Raw genomic sequence first — 25232 nt, forward strand, 5'->3', positions numbered from 1 at the left:
GTCATGTTTCCTTCGATGCGAGCAGCGGTTGATCTGCTCGTGGTTAATCCTGCGGCAAGCGGGCTGTCGTGTTAGTCGTTATTCCGAAATCAATGCGTCCATGCCAGATGCGACGCGTTCGCCAGGGGCGTCGCGCGGCCCCTTGCCAACGCATGCGAGCTTCGATCGACAGGCCGCAATCCGGTGTCGGTTCCCAGCCGCTGTGTCGGAATCGTGTTCGATCGCCGGCCGGCGTCAGAGCGTATCGTACCAACCCGAAAGTGTCGTTCGTAGAACCGAAAACACCCCTGGCTGAGATTTTTTGAATGCCCTCCGGCGGCAGCTCCTACGACCGGATCGACAACGCAGCGACCACCAACGCGGCATTTCCGGGCGTCGACATGCCCCGCCCATGGGGGCATGAAGTGCGAAAATCATGCCTCCGCGGCTCTCAATTGGCAGGAAAAGCGCGCGAATCAACCGAAATCCGCGATCGGTCGAGAAACCCTGGCCGGGGCAGAAGGTTAGATCAGTGGGCCGGCCGAGTGATCTCCGCTTCCGAAATCTGGCGTGATTGGCGCCGAGCGATTCGAGTGGGGGCAATTAGAATGGTCCGGTCCGCTAGGCCCATTGAGCCGGAATCTCATCCACTTCTTTCGACCAAACCGCCGCAATAATGCATTTCCAACTCCCATCGTGCACCGAAAGCAACGCACCGATCGGCGCGAGCCTCCGTTTCCCGCTGCGGCAGTCGGCCGGGCCGGCGAAGTCGTTCCTGCAGCTACTGTTCGTCGCCGTGTTGGCGTCCGTCTTGCCGATCTCGACACTTTCGGCACAAGAACAAACCGAGGGAGACGCGGCAGGCGAACGGGCCGAAGCCCCCGCCCCGGCGGAGACCGTCGTCCAGGATGACAGCGAGAACACCGACAGCGAAGCCGAAGTCCCCGTCTCGCCGTCCGACCAGCCCCCGGCCACCGAGCCCGCGCCGGGATTGCGCGGAGAGGACGTGACGCCGGAAGAAGCCGCACGGATTTTGCTGGAGGAACTCGACCGCCCCCAAGAACCGTTGTTGCGATTCAATTTCACCGGCGCCAGCTGGAAAGACGTGTTGAATTGGATGGCGACCGAAGGCGATTTGTCGCTCCAGATCGATCGCTACCCGGAGGGCTCCATCTCGTTCATCGATCGCTCGCGAATGTACACCGTCGCCGAGTCCTTGGACCTGTTGAATCGCTTGCTGCTCGATCGCGGTTACGCCTTGGTGCGTCGCGGACGGATGCTGTTCCTGATCGATCTGGAAGTCGAAAATGCCGACAAACTGATCAGCGAGTTGGCCGACTTGGTGCCGATGGACGAACTGGAATCACGCGGCAAGAGCGACATCGTGACCGCGATCTTTCCGCTCGGCAGCATGACGCCCGACGAAGCCAAGACTCAATTGCCGCAGATGGTCGGGCCCTGGGGCCGGGTGATCGTGCTCGACAGCGCTCGCCAAGCCAAGGTGACCGAACGGGCGGAGAAACTGGTCGCGATCCGCGAGGTCATCAGACAATCCGATCAGGAAGTGCACGAGATCAAACTGCTGCACCGCAGCGCCGAGGAATTGCTGCAAACCGCTCGACCCTTGCTGGGTCTGGACGCCGGCGAAAACTCCAGCGACGACATTCGCATCTCCGTCGGGCTCTACGGCGATCGCATCTATGCCACCGGGTTGCGATCGAAGGTCAGCATCCTGGAAAGCCTGATCGCCAAAGCCGACCAGCCCTTGGAAGGAGCCGGTGAGGCGACCGAGGCGGAAGTGGCTCGGCCCGTGTTCCAGACCCATTTCGTTCGCGTTGCCGACCCCGCCACCGTATTCGAAGTCCTGCAAACGCTGTTGCAAGACGAACCCGGCACGCGGGTCGCCATCGACCCCGCCACCAACGCCATCATCGCCTTTGCAACTCCAAACACCCATAAACAGATCACCGAAGTGATCGCAAAGATGGAAGGCAGCGGCGAAGACTTCGAAGTCTTTCAGCTCAAACGCATCGACCCCGCCCAGGCCTTGCTGACCATCAACAAGTACTTCGGCGTGACCGAAGAAGACCCCAGCGGCCCGATCGTCGACGGTGATCCGGCGACCGGAAAGTTATGGGTTCGCGGCTCGCAAGACGAAATCGAACAGATCCGACGGCTGCTCGAACAGCTCGACGGAGCCGCGAGCGAAGGGCTGCTCAGTGGAAAGGTCCGGCTGTTGCCGCTCAACGGTCGTCAAGCCGAAGACGCGCTGCGGCAGTTGCAACTGTATTGGCGAATGACCGGGCGGGATAACGCGATCCGCGTTCTTTCTCCGTCCGGAGGCGGCGAATCCAACGGCATCCGTGAACGCAAGATCCAGCGGGCTCCGTCCAACTCCGTCACGCCGCCGACGCAATCCACGTCCAAGCCGGCCGATAACCTCGACGCGTCCCGCTTCGATTCGCGACGGTTCTATTACCTCACCCAAGCCCCCGCGGCAGCCAGCCCGCCGGAGAGCCAGCCCGTCAGCACAGAACCCGTCAGCACAGAACCCGTCAGCACAGAACCCGTCAGCACAGAACCCGTCAGCACAGAGCCCGTCAAATCGCCCAGTCCGGACATCATGATCGAATTGACGCCCAACGGCATCCGGATCGCTTCGGACGACACCGAAGCGTTGGACGAATTGGAAGAACTGTTGTCACAGCTGATCGGCCCGATGGGAACCCAAAGCGATCTGCCGACGATCTACTGGCTGAAGTACATCCAAGCCGATATCGCCTCCGAAATGATCGCCAGCATTCTCGGTGGCGGCGACTCGGCGGGCAGTTTGACCGACACGATCACCGGCGGACTCGGCGGCGGCATGCTGGGTGGATTGATGGGACTGGCCGGCGGTGGCGGTGGCGACACGTCTTCGGCCAAGTCGATTTTGACCTCCACCGGGTCGGTCAACATCGTCCCCGACCTGCGGCTCAACGCACTGTTCATTCAAGCCAACGAGCTCGATTTGCAAGTCATCGAAATGGTGTTGGAGAAAATTGACATCGAGGAAAGCCCCGAGGACATCGAACTGACCGCGACGCCGCGGATGATCCCCGTGCTGTATCAAGACGCGGCAGAGGTCGCCAAGGTGGTCAAAGAGATCTACGCCGATCGAGTCGCCGGAGCCGATCAGGGTCGTAGCAGCGGAGGCGGAGGAGGCCGTGGCGGACAACCTTCGCCGGAGGACTTCATCAACGCCCTGCGCGGCGGTCGAGGCGGTCGCGGCGGCGGTACCGAGGCGGCCAAAAGCGAACGCTCGAAGATCGCCGTTGCCGTCGACGCCCAAAGCAACTCGTTGGTGGTCACGGCCACGACCAAAGATTTTGAAGAGATTCAGATGCTGGTCGAAGCCCTCGATCAGGGCGGCCGCGTCAATGAAGACGAGACCGTCGTTTACACGCTGCCCGGTACTCTCAACGGAAACACGATCGTGCAGGCGTTGGAAGCCATCCTCAGCACCCAAGTGGAAACCAAAGACAGCGGATCCGCTTCGTCGAGCACGCCCGGCGGGCGGACCGGAGGTGATAGCGGCAACAGCACCGAAGCGGCCGATGCGATGCGTCAGCGGATCGAGGCGTTTCGGTCACGGTTCGGTGGCGGTGGCGGTGGCAGCCCCTTCGGCGGCGGCGGCGGACGTCCCGGCGGATTCGGCGGCGGTCGCGGCGGCGCAGCCGGTGGTGGCGGCGGCGGTCGTCCCGGCGGTGGTGGCGGCGGCGGTCGTCCCGGCGGCGGACGTTAATCCCGACCGAGCAAACGTCTTCAACGCGTCACCGGGGATCGACATCGATGCAAACTCCCCCGGTCACGCCGACGTTCTCCTCCGCAACACAGTACAATCCAAGCATCACTCTTTGGAAGAACACCGGAATCGATTCCATGATCATGCGTGCAGGCGAAATCCTTCGACGACGCGGACTGCTCAGCGACGCACAGCTGGCAGACACCCACGGCAGCAATGCCTCCGATATCGTGCAAGCGGCCGTCGAAAAGGGATTCGTCGGCGAACGTGAAGCGCTCGAAGCACTCGCCGAAGAGGTCGGTTTGGAGTTCGTCGATCTGCGGGACACCGAAATCGACTTGGCCGCGTTGGAAGGCTTTCCCCAGCGTTTGATCTATCGCCAGTCGCTGTTTCCGATCCGCTTTCAAAACGGATCCGTTGTCGTCGCGACCGCGGATCCGCTGGACCTTTACCCACTCGATGAAGCCAGCGCGGCGACGGGCAAGAACATCATTCCGATCGTCGCCCAACGCGGCGAGATCGCTCGGTTGATGAAGCGACATCTCGGCGTCGGCAGCGAGACCGTCGAAGACCTGATGGCAGCCGCCTCGGATGACGAAGACGTCGAGTTGCTCGAGGAGCTCGAGACCGACGGTAGCGAGCTGAGCGAGATGGCTCAGGAGGCTTCGGTCGTCCGACTGGTCAACGAAATCCTGCTCGAAGCCATCGAAACACGCGCCAGCGACATTCACATCGAGACCCAATCCGATGGGTTGCTGGTCCGCTATCGGATCGACGGGATTTTGCACCGCCAACCCACGCCGCCGGAAATCAATCGTTTCCAAGCCGCCATCATCAGTCGGTTGAAGATCATGGCGCGGCTCAACATCGCCGAAAAACGGCTGCCCCAAGACGGACGCATCAAGCTCAGGGTTCACGGTCGTGAAGTCGACATTCGATTGAGTGTGATCCCGATGATCCACGGCGAAGGCTTGGTGATGCGGGTGCTGGACAAATCCGCCATGGTCTTCGACCTGGGCAAACTGGGGATGTCCGTTGAGATCTATCAAACCTACAGCAAGCTGATCGAGCTGCCACACGGAATCGTCCTGGTGACCGGACCGACCGGTAGCGGTAAAACGACAACGCTGTACAGCAGTTTGCTGCAGATCCGCAGCGACGAAACCAAGATCATCACCACCGAAGACCCGGTCGAATACCAGCTGGACGGGATCAACCAGATCCAAGTCCACTCCAAGATCGGATTCACCTTTGCGGCGTCGTTGCGAAGCATCTTGCGGCACGACCCCGACATCGTCCTGGTGGGGGAAATTCGTGACCTGGAGACGGCCGAAAATGCCATCCAGGCCTCGTTGACCGGTCACTTGGTGTTCAGCACCCTGCACACCAACGACGCCTCGGGGGCCTTCACCCGCTTGGGCGACATGGGCGTCGAACCATTCCTGGTCGCGGGCACCGTCGAAGGCGTGATGGCCCAACGACTGCTCCGCCGACTCTGCCCGCTCTGCAAAGAGGCTTACAAGCCATCGCCGGAAGAGGTTCCCAAAGATTTTCCTTGGGATCGCGCCGGCGAATTCACGTGGTATCGACCGGTGGGCTGCCGCGAATGTCGCAACCTGGGCTATTCCGGTCGGATGGGTATTTATGAATTGTTGGTCACCAATGACGAAATCCGTCAACTGGCCCAGGATCGCGCCAGCAGTTGGGTGATCCGCAAAGCGGCCGTCGACGCCGGCATGCGGACCCTGCGGATGGACGCTTGGGACAAAGTGATCGCAGGCATGACGAGCATCGACGAGGTGCTACGCGTTTCCAAGGGCGAGGCGCTCTAGTGGTGCGTCAACTTTTAGCCGCGGAAAAGGGGTCAGGTACCAAAAATGCGAAGCACCCTGCGGGCCATTTGGTTTTTGGTACCTGACCCCTTTTCCGCTCGACAAACGCAACCCGAACATTTAACGCTGACACAGCACTAGAATCATGCCGACGTTTGCCTACACCGCTCGCGACATGGCGGGCAAGACCGTGAGCGGTTCCATCGAAGCCGCCAATGAACGCGAAGTCGCCGCGCTGCTGAGCGAAAAGTCACTCTTTCCGTCCAAGGTCGCAGCCGCCGAAAACACCGCCGGCCGCTCCCTATTCGGCCAGCGGAAACGTGTCAAAGGCCAAACGATGGCGACCTTCTACGGCCAACTGGCTTCGCTGCTCCGCAGCGGCGTGCCGATGATGCGCTCGCTGACCGTGCTTGGCGAACAAGCGACCGACCCTGTCTTGGGCGAGATCGTCAAAGAAATCAAATCGCGTGTCGAAGACGGCGAACCGATCGGCAACGCGATGGCACGGTTCCCCAACGTGTTCTCCGACATGGCGATCAACATGGTCCGCGCCGGGACCGAAGGCGGTTTCCTGGAAGATGCCTTGGAACGTGTCAGCACGTTCACCGAATTGCAGGAGGATTTGAAAGGGCGAACGATCAGCGCGCTGGCCTATCCCGTGTTCCTGTTTTCCGTCGGCTCCCTCGTGATCAGCGGGCTGTTGGTGTTCTTCGTCCCCAAGTTTGATGCGATGTTTGATCGTTTGCGTCAAAAAGACGAGATGCCCTGGTACACCGAATCGCTGCTCAGCTTTAGCACCGTGCTGCAAAACTACGGCTGGGTGCTGGTCATCCTGGCCATCGTCTTGATCGTGGTGATCAAAGTTCAACTCGCCAGCGAAGCCGGCAAGGAGATGGTGGACAAGCTCAAGCTGCGGATTCCCGTGCTCGGCAATATCCTGATGAATCTGGCCGTCGCACGATTCTGCCGCGTTCTCGGCACCCTGCTCGGCAACGGTGTGCCGATTTTGAAGTCGCTTGAGATCAGCCGTTCTGCCGCCGCCAATCGTCTGCTCAGCCAATCGATCGCCGACGCGACGGAAAACATCCGCGGCGGTGAATCGCTGGCGACGCCGCTGCGCGCTTCTGGCTATTTTCCCCCATCGGTCGTGGAAATGATCAGCGTGGGGGAAGAAAGTAACTCCCTTGAGAAAGTTCTCCCGGAAATCGCCGACTCCCTGGAGAAGCGAACTTTCCGCAGACTAGACCTCTTTGTACGATTACTCGAACCAATGATGTTGCTGGTCATGGCGTTTTTGGTTCTGGCGGTTGTGCTTGCACTGCTCGTGCCGGTTCTCAAGAGCAGCACGAGTCTGTAGTTGCAAAATTTGCTTGATCGATTCGCTCGATCGAGCCGATTGAACCGAAAGACCATGTTCCAGCCAGAACTGTTTGTTCTGTCTACGTCGATCTGTCACCGGAACACATGGTTCTCTCGTGACGTAGAAAGGGCAATGAGCGGGCAAGTTCGGCGTACCAACCGTGGGCGGTGCGGATATGAATCTCTTAATCATCTGGCTGATCGTTTCAGTCGTCTGTACGGGCATCGTGCTCGTTTGCATCCGGTTCGCACCCCGGATGGAAGATGAACCTTTGAACAGTTGCGGCGAGCCCGAAGCAGATCTCAATCGCCGCTACACACCGGACGCCCGCCGGCCCAAATCTCCCGCTTGCGAGACGCGAGGTGAGATCCGCTCGATCCACCGCCCCAAGCCCGGCAAACGAGCCCCGCTGGCGCCGAAGTTGTCCCACTTCGTGATCAACCGCCCCGAAGAATCGCAGTCGTAGTGGCGTTGTTGGTTAGCGGAACGGCGCGCGCCGTCCGTCGATTGGGTGGGATTTGTCGAGGCAATGGTGAGCCGCCGGCCGTAAGGCCTCGGGCGGGCGCCGAATTGCCCGGCCGCTTACGCGTCGCGGCTCACTCAATCGACAGCCCGCGTAGGGCATGCTGTGCATGCCAGTCAACTCGTAGGGCATGCTGTGCATGCCAATGGGCCTTCAGGCACAGCCTGCCCGACGACGCCCCCCGCGACCGCAGCCGCGTCAAACCAACAATTCGAAATCGATCCCTTTCAACCGCGTGCTTCCGTTGGAAATCAGCACGTCCACGACTTCACCGCTGTCAGCCAATCGGACCTGGTAGTCGCCGGTTTCTTCAAAGGATCGGAATCGATAGTAGCCCCGATTGTTGGTGACCGTCGTGTCGATCACTTCGCCGCTGTCGTTGAGCAGTTCCAGCGTCGCTCCCTCGACGGCAGCCGAACGCCCGCGATCGGCCGTGCCGCCACGCTGGGAGGAACGGGACAATCGATCGCTGACACTGGTGTCGACGGTGACTTGGCCCCGAACCTCAGCCAACATGAAGAAGACGTTTTCCTGCAACCCGTCGACCGTCGTATTGCGTTCGATCACATCAGCCAGCGACGTCGTTTCAATCGAACGAAGTTCCTGACCCTGAAAAATGTTCTCGTAGTAGAAGCGATCCCCGTCGCGCAATCGCTGGAATTGATCGGCAATGATTGTGGATGTCAGCTCGCCGACCGAAGCACCCGCCAAATGATCTTCGGCCATCAGCCCGACCCACAAGTCGATGTTGTTGACGTCATCGTAAAGTGATTCCAATTTTTCCTGCAGTTCGACATCGCTGGTGATGTCGGCAAACGATTCGACGGCGTCCAGCCCGTAGGCCTGTCGCGTCGTGTTGTAGTCATTCAGCCCGTGGTCGCGACCGCGTTGGATGTTCAACGCCACCAGATCAAATCCGCCGGCGCCGGGAGGCCCGAACAGGAAATTTCTCAAGCTATCGACGACTTCCAAATCGACCTCTTGCGACTGCGAGGACGCGTCGTACTTGAGGATCGCGTCGATGCCGGTTTCTTCTAGTAGTGCCGAGTTGAAGAAGGCGTCCTTGAGTGCGACCTCGTCGTGGACCTCGCGGCCATCATTGTCAAAGAATTCAATGTCATCGTTCAGCGTGCTGTGCCCGAACCGAAACGCTGCGGTGGAAAACTCGGTGGCGATACTCGGGTCCACGGACGAATCGTAGCCTTCGTAGGGTGTCAGTGCGTTGTTGCCGAGCAGAGCCGGCAGAAATTCGTTGTAGGTGATCGATTGAATCTCAGCGATCACGATCGCGCGGGCGCGCTGGTAAATCTCTTCGTCGGTCAGCGAATCGTCGGTCGCAGCGATCTCTTCGGCCAAACGATTGTGTTCGCGAACAAACAGCGTCTGGATCGCGGTCAGTGAGATGTTCTCACTGGCGCGAATGTCACCGGCGATCACACCGCCATCTTCGCCGATCGGCAGCAATCCGTCTTCTTCGATCACCAGCAGGCCATCTTCAAAAGTCCGCAGTCGATCGGCGGTCTCCTGATCGCTGCCGTAAACCTGGGAACCGTCGATGAAGGCGGTGATCGAATTGACCTGCTGGCGAGGGTTGTCGACGGAGGTTCCGGTTTCCGGGTCGAACTCCGATCGCGTCAAGGGGATGATCACTTCGCCCGTGGCCAGCGGATCAAACAGCGGATCTCCGGTGGGGACTTCGATGGCGAACAGTTCGCCATCGGTTTGCGTTTCCGTCAAATCGATGTCGTGGTCAATGAACTGCCCCCAAACGTACAGGAAAGCGGACAGCCCACGTTCGCTTTTGGTCTCGTCGGCTCCGACGTCCGACAGCGTGTTGCTGATCTCGCGAGTGCTCGGACGGTCGGCCCCGGCGGGCGTGGAGATGCCGTCTTCGTAGTCCGCATCGGCGACCCGCAGCAACGTCTCTCCGGTGCTTCCCAGTTCGGGGTTTTCGAGGTTGTTTCCGGTGCCATCGATCGACCGAATTTCATCGGGCAATTCAGGAATGACCGAGTCGCTGCCGTCGTTTCGGTTGCCGCGTGAAGAATCGTCCACCGTCCCGTTGCGGTCTCGGCCGATTCGATTGATGACCCTTAATGCGTCGAGCGCACTGCGGCGTCCATCGTTGTTGACGTCGGTGAATCGCTGGGCATCGTCGCCGCCATCACGATTGATCGAATTGATAATGATCAGCGCATCGACGGCGGAGACCTCGCCATCGTCGTTGACGTCTTCGGCATCGAAGACGTTGTGGCGAAAACCGTCAAAGTCGGCCGCGAGCAGCCGACGTCCTTCCAGCGTTTCACCCCGCAGGGGTCGCCGTCGTGCCTTCGGGGTGGAAACATCACGCCGCGCCAGACGTTCGAGCACGCGGATTTGAAGTCGGCGGAAAGAATCCGAAGCTGAATGGAAAAGGCTCATGGGAATTGCGCTCTCAACGGGGAGGAGATGGGGCAGAGAAGGAGGCGGGCGGGGAACGGCGCCTCTCTCTATCGGGGAACATCTGCCGCGAGGATGTCACACCCGCAGCTCACGTTTTCAGATTTGTTCTCGCGCTTCGTACCCTCCAAACACCGGAGGGCTTAGCGGAACAGAACGAGCCGTCTGTCGATTAAGCCGAGATCTGCTGAGTCATTGGTGAGCCGCTGGCCGTAAGGCCTCGGGCGGGCGCTGAAATGCCCGGCCGCTTACGCGTCGCGGCTCACAAGATCGACAGACCGCGAGCCGCCCGGTCGCGCTTCAAAAACACCCTGAAACGCCGGACGACTTGCCCCCCGCCGCTCGCCCATTTGCTATAGTGAATGCCCCGCGATTGCACCCCACCTCCGCAGTTCCACGTCCGCCGACGCTTGGATCACCGCCCCATCGTGATCGACGGCGCCGCGGTGCGACCCGCCTCCTGCCGAAACCGATATGTTCCGCACGCTTGCCTTGCCGCTGCTCGTCGCGACGATCTCCGCATACCACGTCGGCCCCCTTCGTGCCGATCAAGCGACATCCGTCATCACGTCACCGGTCCCGGAATTCACCATCGATGTCATGCCCGTGCTGTCCAAAGCCGGGTGCAACCTGGGGACCTGCCACGGCAACTTGAACGGCAAGGGCGGATTGAAGTTGTCGCTGCGTGGCCAGGACCCACAGTACGATTACGAGATGCTGGTGCGCGCGGCCAAGGGACGTCGCGTCAATGTCGCAGCGCCGGAGCTGAGTCTGTTTCTGCAGAAAGCATCCGGCGGGGTCGCGCACGGCGGCGGCCCCCGCTTCGCCACCGACTCACCATCTTACCAGTTGCTGACCCGTTGGTTGCGTCATGGCGCACCGGGACCGTCCGCCGAAGCGCCGCGATTGGTCGGACTGGAGGTGCAACCCCCGCAAGCGATCGTCGCCGATCCAGACAACCGAATTGCGGTCCACGTCGCCGCAACGTTTTCCGACGGGACATCGCGTGACGTCACCGAGACGGCCTGTTACGAACTGTCCAACTTAAACGCGACCGTCGATGCCCGCGGAGTTGTCAGACGCGACAAGTTCGGCGAAACCACGCTGATCGTCCGCTACCTGCAAGAACAACGTCCGGTGCCGATCGCTTTCATCGAATCGCGTCCCGATTTTGTCTGGAGCGATCCGCAACCGCACAACGAAATTGATCGGCATGTCTTTGCCAAACTGAAACGTGTGCGGATCAATCCTTCGCCCTTGTGCGAGGACACGGTGTTTGTCCGCCGCGCCTACTTGGATGCGATCGGGCGCATCCCGACGGCCGAAGAGGCCCAAGGGTTTGTGTCCGATCCGGCCGCCGACAAACGCGCGCGGTTGATCGACCGTCTGCTCGCCCTGCCGGAGTTCGCGGATTTCTGGGCGCTGAAGTGGGCCGACGTGCTGCGCACCGAAGAGAAGGTTTTGGATACCGAGGGCGTCGAAGTTTTTCACGGTTGGATCCGAGACAGCATCGCATCGGGACGTCCGCTGGATCAGTTCGTCCGCGACTTGGTGACCGGAACGGGCAGCACGTTCGCGCACCCCGCAGCCAACTTCTATCGTGCCAATCGCGACCCATCGACTCGGGGTGAAACCACCGCCAGACTTTTCCTGGGGACCCGGTTGCAGTGCGCCAAGTGCCACAACCATCCGTTTGATCGTTGGACGCAAGAGGATTATTACCAATGGTCGTCGCTGTTCTCACAAATCGGATACGAAATCGGCGAGAACAAGCGACAGGACAAATTGGACAAGAACGAGTTTGCCGGTGATCAAACCGTTTTGGTGGCGAAGATGGATGAAGTCCGCAACCCGACCACCGACCGCGTCGCGTCACCAAAATTCCTCGGCGGTGACCGACTCGGCGATCAGGCAATGAAGGACCGCCTGGCCGCGATGGCAACTTGGCTGACGGCACCGGAAAACAAGCTGTTTGTAAAATCCCAGACCAACTTTATCTGGTACCAGCTGATGGGGTTGGGGCTGGTCGACCCGATCGATGATTTTCGCTTGACCAATCCGCCCAGCAATCCTCCGCTGATGGACTGGCTCGCATCACACTTTGCCGACAGCGGCTTTGACGTCCGCAGCCTGGTCGGCACGATCATGAAATCCAGAACGTATCAACTGTCCGCCGAACCGAACGCAACCAACGTCAACGACAGCACCTGTTACTCGCGAGCCTACGTGCGACGGTTGCCGGCCGAAGTGATCCTGGACATGCAAAGCGACGTCCTGGATTCCCCGGCAAGCTTCCTCGGCTATCCGGCGGGAATCCGCGCCGTGCAGATTCCCGGCGTACGAAGCAAACAGGCCCGTCGAAGCTCGCCCGAAGCCGGCGACCGTTTCTTGAAAACCTTTGGCAAACCCGATCGCATCCTCGCATGCGATTGCGAACGCTCTAACGAAACGACGCTCAAGCAGGTGTTCGTGCTGGTCGGTGACGGACTGAATGATCGACTCGCATCGCCGTCCAATCGAATCGCCCGCTTGGCACTGTCCAAACAGTCCGACGCCGAGGTCGTCCAGGAGCTTTACTGGACGGCCCTGTCGCGTCCGCCGACCGAGGCAGAGCAAGCCGCGGCGTTGCAATTGATCAACGGCCCCAACCACAATCCGGCGGCATCTTGGAAAGACCTGCTCGGCGCGGTGATGGCAAATCCATCGGGCAACAAACGGGCCGACGCGCTGCAGGACATCGCATGGGCGTTGTTGAACGCAAAAGAATTTTTGTTCCGCAAATAGAATCATCAAACACCATGAGTGTTCCCAAAATGGATCGGCGTTCGGTTTTACGTGTCGGCGGTGCGGGCATGCTGGGTCTGACCATGCCAAACTTGATGCGTGCCGCCGAGCGTGCCACGTCGATCAAACCGCGCGCCAAATCGGTGATCTTTCTGTTCCAATGGGGCGGGCCCAGCCAGCTTGACACCTTTGACATGAAACCCGACGCGCCCGAATCGGTGCGCAGCCCCTATCGCCCGATCTCGTCCAGCGCCGACGGGATTCAGGTTTGCGAGCTGTTGCCCGAGACGGCCAAACGAATGCACCATGCGACGTTGATTCGCACGATGACGCACACGATGAAGAACCATGCGTCGGCGGGGTATTACGCGCTCAGCGGTCACGAACCACCGAGCGACGATCAACGTCTGCGCGACTCCCTGGATCTGTACCCCGCCTACGGAAGCGTCGTCGACCATCTCCGCCCCAACCAAAACGGCATGCCGACCTCGGTCGCTTATCCACATGTGATCCGCGACGGCTCCATCGTTCCGGCCCAGCATGCCAGCTTTCTCGGCAAACGCCATGATCCGTTGTTGTTCTTGGAAGACCCCAATGATCGAGACTTCAAGCTGCCCGAACTGAGTCTGCCGCGGGGGCTCTCGGTCGACCGACTGCACCGCCGCCGCGAGATGCAAAAACTGGTCGACGCACAAACCAGGTTGCTCGAATATTCGGACCAGGCCCGCGGGTTTGATGACTACTACGAGCGGGCGATTTCGATGTTGACGTCCGACCGTGTTCGCAAGGCGTTTGATCTGTCGGCTGAGAAGGAATCCGTGCGAGACCGGTATGGCAGGACGACGTACGGCCAAAGCTGTTTGATGGCGCGTCGGCTGGTCGAATCGGGTGTGAAATTTGTAACCGTCTATTTTTCGGCCAGCATCGGCGGACGCCGCGTCAATGACGGCGGCTGGGACACGCACGGATTCGATAACACACGCATGTACGAGATCGTCAACAACTACCAACTGCCGATCACCGATCAAACGCTGCCGACGCTGTTAGACGATTTAGAAGAACGCGGACTGCTCGATGAAACACTGGTCGTCTGGATGGGTGAATTCGGTCGCACGCCACAGATCAACAAGAACCTCAGTCGCGATCACTGGCCGCAGTGCTACACCACACTGTTGGCCGGCGGCGGCGTCAAGGGAGGCTACGTGTACGGCAAATCCGACGAACACGCCAGCCGACCGGCCGAGAACCCTGTCAAACCCGAAGACTTGGCCGCGACCATCTACCAACTTCTCGGCATCGACCCCGCGACCGAAATCTACGACCGCAACAACCGCCCCCTAATCATCGGCGGCAACACGCTGCACGACGTCATCGCCTGACGCAGGCGCAAAAAGGGGACGGGGGTTGAATCCCGCAAATGCAGCTGCGGACGCTTGATGTGATCAAAGCACCGAGTCGATTTCCGCCGTAATGTGAGACCGCTTGGTCTTGCTACACGACCGACCACCGACCGATCGGTCGAAGGTTGCTAGCTAGCTAGCTGCAAACCAGCCAGCATCCGCTACGGCGTTCCGTATCGTGCCTCGCCGTCGAAATCCTTCGGTGAGGCTTTCGGCAATCCAGTCTTCACGTGGCGACAATCCAACCATCACTGGAGTAGACTGAACGTGAGTCCGTCACTCCCGCATTGAGTCGATCATCTGCGCATGGCCATCGGAATCGATCCCACCGTCGACTACGTCTTCAAGCTGCTTCTCGGCAGCCCGGAACACCCTGCGATCACACTGCACTTCCTCAACGCGATTCTCGGCGACGAAATCCAAATCGTGGAAGTGGAGATCCTCAATCCGATCCTTGGTAAAGAGGACGATCTCGACAAACTGTCGATTTTGGACGTCGCGGCGCGAGATTCAAGCGGCCGACTGTACGACATCGAAATGCAGACGACGCTTCCGGCCGGCCTGTCCCAGCGACTCGCGTACTACACCGCCTCTCTTTACGTTGGCCAGATCAGCGAAGGCGACGACTACACGCTGCTGCATCCGGCGATCAGCATCTGCGTCCTTGACGCGATCCTGTTCCGCCAATCCCCAGAAATCCACAGCGATTTCCGGCTACGGAGTCGCGGCGGCAGCCTGAAACTGACAGACGGTCTACAAATTCACCTTCTTGAGTTGCCAAAGTACGCGGTTCCGAGCGATAATCGGGTGATCACGCATCCAGTGGACGCGTGGTGCCATTTTTTCTGTCGTGCCGAAACAATGTCGGCTCAGGAAATCGAACGGCGATTCCAATCCCCCGCCTTCAACGAAGCTGCCGAGGTTCTCGAGATGATCCAACGAACGCCGCAACAACGAAGCCAGTACGAACTACGTCTGAAAGCACAGCGTGATGAACGCGCCAGAATGCAGTACGCGGTCGAACAGGCAAGGCAAGAGGGCAAAGCAGAAGGCAAAGCAGAGGGCAAAGCAGAAGGTAGAGCAGAGGGTAGAGCAGAGGGTGAAGCACTCGGGCGCATTGAAATTCTCCGTGAACTCCTTGGCGTTGATCGGACATCGACTGCAGGCTTATCGCTAAAGCAGTTAGCCGCACTCGAAAGTGACCTTCAGCGACAGCTTCGTGAGCGAGGAGTTTCGTGAAGCCGCTTGAGGTTGGCCCAAGCGAACAAAATTTGTGTCGCGAACTTCGCTTCCGCAAATCGCTATTGTGGAATCACCGAGCTTGGCGGACGGCGATCCACTCGAGGATGCATACGTCCGATTTTTAAACCAGTCATCAACGCAATGTCACCCGGCGAAGAGCGATCTCAAACGATGAAGAACAGGGGACGGTAGGTGCTTTCCACAGTTGGCTCGATACTTCAGGTAAAGCCGTGGGACATTCTCTATACACTACGAGATGCATCTCACGCGGAGATAATCGACGATACGGCTCCCTTTTTCATGAGGGTGTCACGACGATTGGAAGAGAAAGACGAACTCTACGGCCTCTGCGGTCCAGTACTTGGCGAACGGGGACGTTTTGCAAACTTGATATGCAATTTGGTTGTTCGCACCGACAATGCAGATTGGGACAACACTTCACGTTGCGTAGCCAACTTCAAAGTCGGCCCAGGGCAAGTCGCAAGGAACAGCAATTGGAGCTATCGGCACCCTAACGGAACAAGCATTCAAGGCTTTCCTGCGTATTGCTCGATCGGCGAGGTGCTGGAAACCTCTGATGACAGTGGTCTTGGCTAGCGGCGGACGGTGGACTTGAACGCAAAACCGAGCTAGCTTCCGCCGCAACGCTTGGCAGGCTTGCCCTACCGATTGGACGGCGACACACCGTTCGAGCCCAAAGAACGCCGAAGGCACGGCGGGTAGGATGCCCGTCGATTGAAACCCGTCGGTGACAGGATGTCAGTCGAAGAACGATGGCAGGAATGAAGTTTGAAGGGTGAAGAGTGAAGGGTGAAAGAAGGCACTCGCGCGAACCAACCCAGACGATTGACTTGGCCATCGTTCGCCGACCGGAGTGAGGGAGGGATCGACCGAGCGGAGCCGACGGTTGACGGAGATGATTGGAAGCGACCGGAGGATGAGGGTAGCGCCGAGCGAAGCGTGCAACCCCGACGCCGAGGGGAGAGGCGATCAAAGGTCGTGGGTTGCCAAAACGGCTCCCTCAATTCATCATCAGGAAACATTTTTGCTCGCTTCTACTTCAATAGCGGACAGTCCAAAATGGCGATTGGCATTGATCCGACGGTCGACTTTGCGTGCAAGCGACTGCTAGGAAGCCCTGATCATCCGGCGATTACGCTTCACTTTCTTAATGCGGTCTTGGGTGGACACCCGCCGATCACTACCGTGCAGATCCTGAACCCAATCATCGGCAAAGGTTTTGACGATGACAAAGCTTCGATTCTCGATGTCTTGGCGACCGATGATCACGGGCGGTTCATCGACATTGAAATTCAGACGACGCTGCCCGCAGGGCTCTCCGAGCGACTGACGTATTACGCTGCCAGCCAGTTGGTCGAACAACTCGGCGAGGGAGACAGCTACCGGGAATTGCGTCCTTCGATCGGAATCTGCATCCTTGATGCGATCCGGTTTCGCGAATCGGCCGCCCTGCATCTCGACTTCCAACTTCGATCTCCGAGCGGTGAATTGCTAACAGATTGCCTGCAAATCCACCTTTTAGAGTTGCCGAAGTACCAGCCGGATGCGGATAATGGCGTGATCGCAGACCCGATCAAGCAGTGGATCCACTTCTTTCGATTTGCCGCAATTTCCAGCCCCGAAGAATTGCGGCAACAACTACCAGATCTGGTCTTTTCCGAAGCGATAGGAGTATTGGAGATGATTGCCCGAAACCCAGAAGAAAAGCGTTTCTACGAAACACGGTTAAAAATGCAGCGTGACGAACAGGCACGCCTGGAAGCGGCTGAGGAACGTGGAGAGGCCCGAGGTGAGGCCCGTGGTGAGGCAATCGGCCGGGTGCGAGTGCTTCAATCGCTTGCGGGCGTCGCAGAATCAACGATCGAAGACCTGCGAATGCATTCATCGGAGGAACTTGCCGCGATGGAAGTGGCGCTAAAACGTCAGCTTCGTGAGCGCAGCTAGAAATCATCTGCCGCAATCCACTCCTTGAAACGATGGCTGTTTCTCGCGCAACGTAAACACGCCCGTACGACGTTCTTGCGAGCTGGACGAAGCAGGGGACGCAATCCAATCATGCGTCATGGTTGCACAACCAGCCTTCAAGCAAGCAGGAAGTCCGGTAAATCGAAGCACCATACCTGCGTTTCAGCTACGAATACCGTGATTCACTATCACGGCACCCAACAGTACAGCGTCACCGCGCTGACCGATTCGAGCGGGACGATTAAGGAACGGTATGCTTATGATGCGTACGGTGGGTTATCAATCTTCGATGGTAGTGGAACCGCGCGTACATCAACGGCGGAAGGTAACCGCTATACCTACACGGGCCGCGAGTACGACGACGTCCTTGACCTCTACCACTATCGCGCCCGCATGTACGATCCGATCGCGGGCCGGTTCTGCTCCAGAGATCCGATTGGGTACGCGGATGGAGTGAGTCAATATCTGTTTGTGGGTGCGAGCCCCTTGTCGTACGCAGATCCATTCGGGTTGGATCGATGTTGCATCAAGTCTAAGTTCCTTTGTTCCGTAGCCGACAATGCGTATTCTCACGACACGGAAGTTGAGAAAGGAGGAAAGAAAATCACAGCACAGCACCTATTCAAAGCTCATCGAGGTTTGTTTGTTTTCCACGAACCAGGGTGTACTGATTGCAAGTGCTCGTGCTGCGCTGTTGAGCAATGGATAAGGACCGCCGGAACAATTAGTGTCGGTTAATTGGCGAGAATCGATAGTTCCATCTCGGTATTTGTTCGTCAAAAACTGTACGCAGAGCTGCTTTCATTGTTGCGGTCGCGTTCTCACCCGTCTCGTACAACCCTCGCAAGACGTTGACCGTAGTGCGAAGGCCGGTCCGAGTCGATGTGTTCCGCATCAACTTGACAACTGTTTCCAACTTATCGAAAAGCATCCCGGAGCAAGCACGTCCAAGATGCGGAAAAAAACGGCGTTCAATCGGATTGTATTTTGAACAGTAGCTTGGATAGTGGGCTACCCGAATTTCGATGCCGATCGTGTCGACCAACTTTTGAAGGTAGTGCTTGAAGATGTATTTTGAAGCTGAGTTGCTACCGCCGCAATCGCACAATAGCAAAATGGAATTGGTATCCGGATAACAACGTTTCCCTATCCGGTTCCAGTACCATTTGAGGCTATCGGTCGCGAAGCGACTCGTCTCGTGAGAGAGTCCAATGTTGACGTGCCCAGCATTTCGTCCGATGTCGTAGATTCCGTGAGGAATCACAACGCCATCAGCCCAACTCGGAAAGTCGTGGTCGAACGCTTCAATGGGCTCTGTGGTGCGAATGCGACCGGCCCGGTAAAGACGGCCCAGGAATTCTTTGCTTTTTGTGTCGATCGAAAAGACCGGATTGCCGGCAGCCTGATAGCTCTCCACATGTCCTGCGATGAGATCAAACTGCTGCTCGCGATCCGCTGACAAGCCACCGGAAATAGTTTTGATCATTTTTCGAAAACCGATCTTCAAGCTATTCAGCCAAGCGGAGACCGTCTTGTCGCTCACAGGGGTGCCGGCCTCGGCCGCCTTCTCAGCCATTTCAGTGGAGGCCAGGTTTGTGTAAACCACGTCGGGCTCATCAGGATCGCCTCCAACACGAACGCTCAATAGTTCGTTCAGATTGTCTTCGAGGTCGGGATCGGTTTCGATCTTTTTTTTCGTCCAGCACCTGGCCGCCGTATCCTACCTTTCGCCGGATCATTGGAGAGTTGATCGAGCTCAGCGATACCTCGTTCGATGGTGCGAGTCGAGCAGCCCAGTAATTGACTGATGTACGGTACACCTCCTCGCCCGAGACGCTGTGCCTCGACAGCCGCGAACCGACGGCGATCCTTTTCGGACAAGGTTGAATAAAAATCGACTGCTCGCTTGGCAGCCAGATCGTCAAGCTGATTTTCGAATACAAACGCCATCCTTGGCACCCTCGCTGGTGGATTGAGACGCGGAAAGTCTACCCCATCCAGCGAAAACCCGCGACACTAATTGTTCCGGCGGTCCTAAGAGGCAGTTACGAATTGCTTGATTCGACGGGGCGTCCGGTTACGGGGTTCTATCCAAGCCCAAAGCTGCCAGGATCGCCTGGCAAGAAGATTGACCCAAAACTTTTTCAACAAGACTCGCTTCGGTTGACTACGGTGAAGTGCCTAGCGATGCTTTCAGACAATCCGGGGGTAATTCACTCAAATGCCGATATCAAAAAGCTAGCTGCTCAGGGCTTTACGCTTAAAATCCATCTGGAATTCGAGGTTCGCATTCTCGACACCTGCAAGGGAGGCGTCATCGACAAACTTTCCTTCACAACCGACATTACGGGCTCTCCGGATAAACCAAAGTATTCAACAAGCCTGAAAACGAAATGCCCCGACAAGATACTCGACTATTTCGATGACCAATACGAGAACTACAAGAATCATATTGGCCACATTAAGTAGGCATCGCCATGAAGCCGTATGGTCTGACTCTGGCAATTTGGTGTGTTGCAGCGTTCTTGCATTGCAACTTTCGCACGAATGAAGTTTGGTATCAGCAACAACATGCTGAATCAGTCGTGGTTGGTTGGCCATTCGAGTTTATTCATGTTGAGTTTTATGCCGGACGGATGGAGGAAGCTGCTTTCTCCGCCACCAGCTTCTTAATCGACATGTGTTTTGCGGTCATCGTTGTTTTCGGCATCCGTTTCGGAGTCGACAATACATCTGCTACGCAAAGCATTAGAGGATGGATGTGTTTCGCGTCTGTAGCGGCGATTGGGTTGGGCACGTATTGCTGTGATTGGTTGCATTCGAGAGCGATGATATCAGTATTTCCGATTCTGTTTCCAATTTGGTGCATGTTCTTTGCTTCTGGTGTTTTAGGAGTGGGCCAATGGTTTTTAGCATTCTTCGAACGAACGCGCGAATCAAAGGGGACGGGGGTTGAATGCTGCGAATCAGCGGCGGACGATTGATGTGATCACAGGACCGAGTCGACTTCCGCCGCAATGGATGGCCATCCGCTTCACTACCGCTGGCGGTCACGATGACCGCCGGTTGTCTTCGGCACGATGCCGGACCGCGCACTTCGAGTAGAAAAGAACGTCGTAGACACGGCGGGTAGGATGCCCGTCGATTGAAACCCGTCGGGGACAGGATGTCAGTCGGAGAACGATCGCAGGGATGAAGTTTGAAGGGTGAAGAGTGAAGGGTGAAAGAAAACACTCTCGCGAACTAACCCACACGATTGATTTGGCCATCGTTCGCCGACCGGAGTGAGGGAGGGATCGACCGAGCGGAGCCGACGGTTGACGGAGGTGCTGACAGCGACCGAAGGATGAGGGTAGCGCCGAGCGCGAGCGAGCGGCACCGACGCCGAGGGCGGAGCCCGATAAGAACAGTGCGAGGCAGGATGCCGAGCTCCTTATCAAGAAGGGCGTAAGTGACCGCGTCCGAGCCCAAGCGAGGTAAGCCGGGAACGAGACACTCGGTCAACCGTCAACCGACAGCTTGTCTGTTCGGCCAAAGCCCTCTGCGAATCTCCGACAGGCTCCCCGGCAGTCACGGCTTATGGATCCAAACCGTTGGTGTCCAGCCTTCAGGCGCCTCTCCGCGACGCCTTCGGCGCTCGCACGACCGGACAAAGATCGGCTAAAGCCTAGACACCAGCGTCATCGAACCGGCCGCTCACTCTTCCCCCTACGTTTTTTGGCTATCGCCGAGCCGGACTGACGCCGTCACCCGTGACCCTCCGGCGATCAGGCCGAGAGAAGGCGAGAGTCAAAAAACACGCACGTGCGATCGTTAATACCAAGTGCGTTGACTTTAACGATTGATGACGAAGCGGTTTTCTACTTTTGCGGCGGTTGGCGAATTGCTCTGTTGACAACCAGGCGGAGCTGTCGCGTCATCGAGGTGGTCCACGCTCTCGGGCGCATTGAACTTGATCGCCATCGCCACCGATCAAGGCCGCCGCCATCAGTGACAGCCGAGAGACACGCAGCGCAGCCGGTCGGATCGCCAAGCCCACACGACCCCGCCGGCATGGATCTTCCCCATAGCGTCGGCGCGATTGCAACGAACCAGCACAAGGTCACCCCCGATGGCTTCGACATTACCAGCCTTGGTCCAAAGCTACATCGAATACCTGCAACGATCGGGCCACAAACGACGCATCGTCAACATCACCAGGCAGCAACTCGACTACTTCGTCACCTGGTGTCAAACGCAATCGATCACAGCCAGCGACCAAATCAGCGACACAACCGCCGCTGACTATGTTGGTCACTTGCAAAACGAGGTTGATTTAATCAATGGTGCAGCCATTGGGATCCGCATCGTTCGTGAACGCGTCACAAAGCTTCGTCGCTTGTTTGAATGGCTTGCGCGCGACACCAATTTCTCCAGCGACATCGCAGCGACGGTTCCCACGATCGATAAGCGCGGCAAGGCGAATCTGCCAAGCAACAGCTGCTATGACCAAAAGCTTCCGGCCTAGGACGCCAAGCTTCCGGGGCCTGCGGTAAAGCTGCCGGGGCGCTTCCGGCGGGCTTCCGTGGACCTTCTGGTGGCATTCGATTGACGCAAGTCGTTTCCAGTCAAGCAGCTAGCCACGATTCACCCCAACCGAACCCGAAAACGTCGCAAGCCCCCCCTCATTCAAACACTCTGTATACAACAACTACGACCGAAACTGCGAGCATGCAATAGCTGACTGCGAGCATCAGATCGGCAAGCCCGAGCATGGGATGTGCATTGGGTGAGCATGTCATGAGCATCGCTTGTGATGCTTAGTAATTCACACAAGTCGTTGCCAGCCAACGACATTCAAAACGAAAGCGAAAACTTCGCCTTCAAACCTCGCAAGGCCCCCTCATTGAAAGCCTTGCCATAGCTGCATCGCCGTGATCGGTGATGCGGTCTTCTTCGGCCGAGTGACGTTCACCCGGCCGCTTTCACCCCGATCGAGCACGCCCGGCTACCGGTGCGCACCGATCACAACCCCAGGATGCAAATCCATGTCAAACCTTCCCGCTCCCACCGTCCTACTGTCTCGTTACTTCAACCACCTCAAGATGAACAACTGGTCGGCCACGACCATCTCGCGCCGCGACTACGTCTTAAACAAGTTCATCACCTGGTCGTCCGAACGCGGCATCGAATCCGTCTGCGAGATCACCGCCGAGTCACTTGCCGCCTATCGCCGTTGGCTCTATCACTACCGCAACGAACGCACCGACAAGCCGCTCAAGTTCTGCACTCAGGCGAGCTATCTCTCAACGGTTGGTCACTGGCTCGCATGGCTGACCGAACAAGGTTGGATCGACAGCGATCCATCAACCGGCATCGAACTCCCCAAGGAAGAACAGCGTCTTCCATCATCGCACCTGACCATCGATGAAATTGAAACGCTACTCAGCTCCGTCGATCTCACCACGCCAACCGGTATTCGCGACCGCGCGCTGTTGGAACTCTTTTATGCCACCGGCATGCGACGCGCCGAGTTGATCGCGCTGAAGCTCGACGACATCAACCACCAGTCCGGGCTTGCCATGATCCGTCAAGGCAAAGGCCGTAAGGACCGCGTGGTGCCGACCGGCAAGCGAGCCCTTGGATGGCTGATGAAATACCTTCACGACGGTCGTCCCGCACTGCTCGACGAAGACACCAACGTGATCTTCTTAACGTCCCGCGGCAACGCGTTCCATCCGGTCACGCTCAGTCAACTCGTCAGGAGCTACTTGACCGCGGCGGGCATCACGAAGCCTGGCAGTTGTCACATGCTCCGCCATACCACGGCGACGTTGATGCTCGAAGGCGGCGCGGACCTGCGCTCGATCCAAACGCTACTCGGCCACGAGCAACTCAACACCACCCAAATTTACACACACGTGTCGATCAAACGCCTGCGAGAAGTCCACGACAAAACCCATCCGGGAGCCAAGGACCGCCCACCGCAATCTGATCCCAATAAGTCCGACGACAAACCCACCGAGTAGTCGATCGATCCACTACAATATCGGGATGCTCTGCCATCGATCATCCCGCCGTCAAACCCTTCAACGCCGTCTCGCGCGCCCCCGCGCGGGAGGCGTTAAGTCGTGCGCCGATTCACAACAAAACCGTAGCTGCAAAGCGCCACACCGACAGACTTGTTCACGCGGCAAATCACGCTGTAAAAGCCACGCTTCAAATACAAACCTTGCAGTGCGCTACGATGGCACCCAACAGTACAGCATCAACGCGCTGACCGATTCGAGCGGGATGATCAAGGAAAGGTGCGCCTACGATGCGTACGGCAATCTCTCAATCTTCGATGCCAGCGGCACGGCTCGGACATCAACGGCCGAAGGTAACCGCTACACCTACACCGGCCGTGAGTGGGACAACGTCCTCGACCTGTACCACTACCGGGCGCGGATGTACGATCCGCTGAGCGGACGCTTCTGTTCCAGAGACCCGATCGGGTATGAGGGCAGCCCTTGGAATTTGTACGAGTATGTGAACGGTCAGCCAACTACGAATGTGGACCCTACCGGAGAAGCAGTACCGATCCTTGTTGTTGGTTGCGTTATAGCCTGCGCAGCAGTTCCAGTATCGTACATTATCGGTGCAATCGGATGTGCCGGCAGCGACGACGGCAATGGGCCAGGTGCGTTTGGTCGCTGTATGAGGATTTTTGCGGAAGGCCTTCAAAGTAACACTTGTGCAAATGTTGTGAGTTTCGGGGCGATCCAAGCCTGCATGGTCTGCATTTTTAAGAAGGTTGCAAAACCCGCCAACCAAACGGGATTAGCCGATGACATTGCGAAGGGTTACGGTAAAAGCCGGGAGGTATGGAAAAGCAAAATACGATGCTGTCCAACGCGTTCACCATCCCCCCTCGGACCATCCCCGCTCCTTCAATGAATGCCATTTTGATTCTGATCGCGGTGTGTTCGGCATTGGTTTCTGCATTTCTGGCCTTTGCTTCAGTAAGAGACTCGGGAATGCGGCTCCGCGTGCTTGTGCCCATCGCCGTTTTTGGGGCGTTCGCTGCAATTGCGTTGGCAAAAGCATTGGGTCAGGTCAATCCCGGGCCTTGGATGTTTCAAGTTGTAGTAGCTACGACCGGGGCCAACGTCTGTTTGGTTTTCTTCGTTTTGTTTCGTTCAAAAGTCCGGTGAAGGCTGTCGCTGGAGTCAACTCTTGTTTTCGGTTTTCATCCGAACACACACGGGCGAGCGAGCCTTCCATCAGTGCGAAAAGAAGGAAAGGGGTTTTAGACGAGTCACACGATGTATCGAATTGAAGCGACACCGCCGTGAGGCGTCGGCGTCTCTTCAGTCGGCGGACGATTGACGTGAACACAGGACCGAGTCAACTTCCGCCGCAACGCTCGGTCGCGAAACCTTCCCAGTTGACCGATCGGCCACTGCTCGAGCATGACAGAACGCCGTAGGCACGGCGGGTAGGATGCCCGTCGATTGACACCCGTCGGTGACAGGATGTCAGTCGGAGAACGATGGCAGGAAGCGGGAAGGCAGAGAGGGAGACAAGGAGAGGGGGAGACAAGGAGTGGTAGAGTGATGATGGTCGTGGAGTGACGTAGCGGGCCATCGTTCGGCGACCGTAGTGAGGGAGGGATCGACCGAGCGGAGCCGACGGTTGACGGAGGTGCTGACAGCGACCGAAGGATGAGGGCAGCGCCGAGCGCGAGCGAGCAGCACCGACGCCGAGGGCGGAGCCCGATAAGAACAGTGCGAGGCAGGAGGCCGAGCTCCATATCAAGAAAGGCGTAAGTGACCGCGTCCGAGCCCAAGCGAGGTAAGCCGGGAACGAGACGCTCGGTAAACCGTCATCCGACAGCTTGTCTGTTCGGCCAAAGCCCTCTGCGAATCTCCGACAGGCTCCC

Annotated in this window: 17 protein-coding genes; 15 read left to right on the forward strand and 2 right to left on the reverse strand. The window is 58.0% G+C overall.

The features are described from left to right. Positions 1–655: 655 nt before the first annotated feature. The 4 genes from Enr13x_RS40050 to Enr13x_RS23430 all read left to right on the forward strand — a co-directional run bounded on the left by Enr13x_RS40050 (position 656) and on the right by Enr13x_RS23430 (position 7421). Positions 656–3763 (forward strand): secretin N-terminal domain-containing protein, encoded by a 3108-nt coding sequence (locus tag Enr13x_RS40050; protein WP_145389268.1) that lies wholly within the window; start codon positions 656–658, stop codon positions 3761–3763. A 137-nt stretch (positions 3764–3900) separates the two neighbouring features. After that, complete coding sequence (locus tag Enr13x_RS23420) at positions 3901–5595, forward strand: GspE/PulE family protein (protein ID WP_145392657.1); 1695 nt, start codon at positions 3901–3903, stop codon at positions 5593–5595. A gap of 145 nt (positions 5596–5740) precedes the next feature. Next, positions 5741–6952, forward strand: a complete 1212-nt coding sequence (locus Enr13x_RS23425; RefSeq protein ID WP_145389269.1) for a type II secretion system F family protein — start codon at positions 5741–5743, stop codon at positions 6950–6952. A 178-nt stretch (positions 6953–7130) separates the two neighbouring features. Beyond that, positions 7131–7421, forward strand: a complete 291-nt coding sequence (locus Enr13x_RS23430) for a hypothetical protein (RefSeq protein ID WP_145389270.1) — start codon at positions 7131–7133, stop codon at positions 7419–7421. Between the two features lie 255 nt (positions 7422–7676). Here Enr13x_RS23430 and Enr13x_RS23435 read toward each other — a convergent pair whose 3' ends face one another. Further along, complete coding sequence (locus Enr13x_RS23435) at positions 7677–9899, reverse strand: peroxidase family protein (protein ID WP_145389271.1); 2223 nt, start codon at positions 9897–9899, stop codon at positions 7677–7679. A gap of 492 nt (positions 9900–10391) precedes the next feature. On the opposite strand from Enr13x_RS23435, the gene Enr13x_RS23440 reads away from it, so the two are divergent. From Enr13x_RS23440 to Enr13x_RS39880, 5 genes are all read left to right on the forward strand, one after another. Beyond that, positions 10392–12701 carry a DUF1549 and DUF1553 domain-containing protein gene (locus Enr13x_RS23440; protein WP_145389272.1) on the forward strand — a complete coding sequence of 770 codons (2310 nt, stop codon included), beginning with the start codon at positions 10392–10394 and terminating at the stop codon, positions 12699–12701. Positions 12702–12715: 14 nt separating this feature from the next. Continuing rightward, complete coding sequence (locus tag Enr13x_RS23445) at positions 12716–14080, forward strand: DUF1501 domain-containing protein (protein ID WP_145389273.1); 1365 nt, start codon at positions 12716–12718, stop codon at positions 14078–14080. Positions 14081–14407: 327 nt separating this feature from the next. Next, positions 14408–15340, forward strand: a complete 933-nt coding sequence (locus Enr13x_RS23450) for an Rpn family recombination-promoting nuclease/putative transposase (protein ID WP_145389274.1) — start codon at positions 14408–14410, stop codon at positions 15338–15340. Between the two features lie 1083 nt (positions 15341–16423). Further along, positions 16424–17308, forward strand: coding sequence for an Rpn family recombination-promoting nuclease/putative transposase (locus tag Enr13x_RS23455; protein ID WP_145389275.1), 885 nt, complete (start codon positions 16424–16426; stop codon positions 17306–17308). A gap of 111 nt (positions 17309–17419) precedes the next feature. Then, positions 17420–18067, forward strand: a complete 648-nt coding sequence (locus tag Enr13x_RS39880) for an RHS repeat-associated core domain-containing protein (protein ID WP_390621115.1) — start codon at positions 17420–17422, stop codon at positions 18065–18067. Here the strand turns inward: Enr13x_RS39880 and Enr13x_RS23465 are convergent. Beyond that, positions 18054–18974 (reverse strand): ISAzo13 family transposase, encoded by a 921-nt coding sequence (locus Enr13x_RS23465; protein ID WP_231743739.1) that lies wholly within the window; start codon positions 18972–18974, stop codon positions 18054–18056. The two genes, Enr13x_RS39880 and Enr13x_RS23465, sit on opposite strands and share 14 nt — an antisense overlap. Positions 18975–19516: 542 nt before the next feature. On the opposite strand from Enr13x_RS23465, the gene Enr13x_RS23475 reads away from it, so the two are divergent. The 6 genes from Enr13x_RS23475 (at position 19517) to Enr13x_RS23500 (ending at position 24504) form a co-directional block, all read left to right on the forward strand. Beyond that, positions 19517–19798 carry a hypothetical protein gene (locus Enr13x_RS23475; RefSeq protein WP_145389277.1) on the forward strand — a complete coding sequence of 94 codons (282 nt, stop codon included), beginning with the start codon at positions 19517–19519 and terminating at the stop codon, positions 19796–19798. 8 nt (positions 19799–19806) lie between these two features. Beyond that, positions 19807–20313: a hypothetical protein gene (locus Enr13x_RS23480; protein ID WP_145389278.1), complete on the forward strand. Its 507-nt coding sequence runs from the start codon at positions 19807–19809 to the stop codon at positions 20311–20313. 1127 nt (positions 20314–21440) lie between these two features. Then, positions 21441–21836 (forward strand): site-specific integrase, encoded by a 396-nt coding sequence (locus Enr13x_RS23485; RefSeq protein ID WP_145389279.1) that lies wholly within the window; start codon positions 21441–21443, stop codon positions 21834–21836. Positions 21837–22356: 520 nt separating this feature from the next. Beyond that, a complete protein-coding gene (locus tag Enr13x_RS23490; protein ID WP_145389280.1) occupies positions 22357–23337 on the forward strand; it encodes a tyrosine-type recombinase/integrase in 981 nt (326 codons plus the stop codon). A gap of 208 nt (positions 23338–23545) precedes the next feature. Beyond that, positions 23546–24247 carry an RHS repeat domain-containing protein gene (locus Enr13x_RS23495; protein WP_197455307.1) on the forward strand — a complete coding sequence of 234 codons (702 nt, stop codon included), beginning with the start codon at positions 23546–23548 and terminating at the stop codon, positions 24245–24247. Next, positions 24244–24504: a hypothetical protein gene (locus Enr13x_RS23500; RefSeq protein WP_145389282.1), complete on the forward strand. Its 261-nt coding sequence runs from the start codon at positions 24244–24246 to the stop codon at positions 24502–24504. Before Enr13x_RS23495 ends, Enr13x_RS23500 begins: the two co-directional genes overlap by 4 nt. Positions 24505–25232: the final 728 nt, after the last annotated feature.

The sequence above is a fragment of the Stieleria neptunia genome (assembly GCF_007754155.1).
Taxonomy (GTDB): domain Bacteria; phylum Planctomycetota; class Planctomycetia; order Pirellulales; family Pirellulaceae; genus Stieleria; species Stieleria neptunia.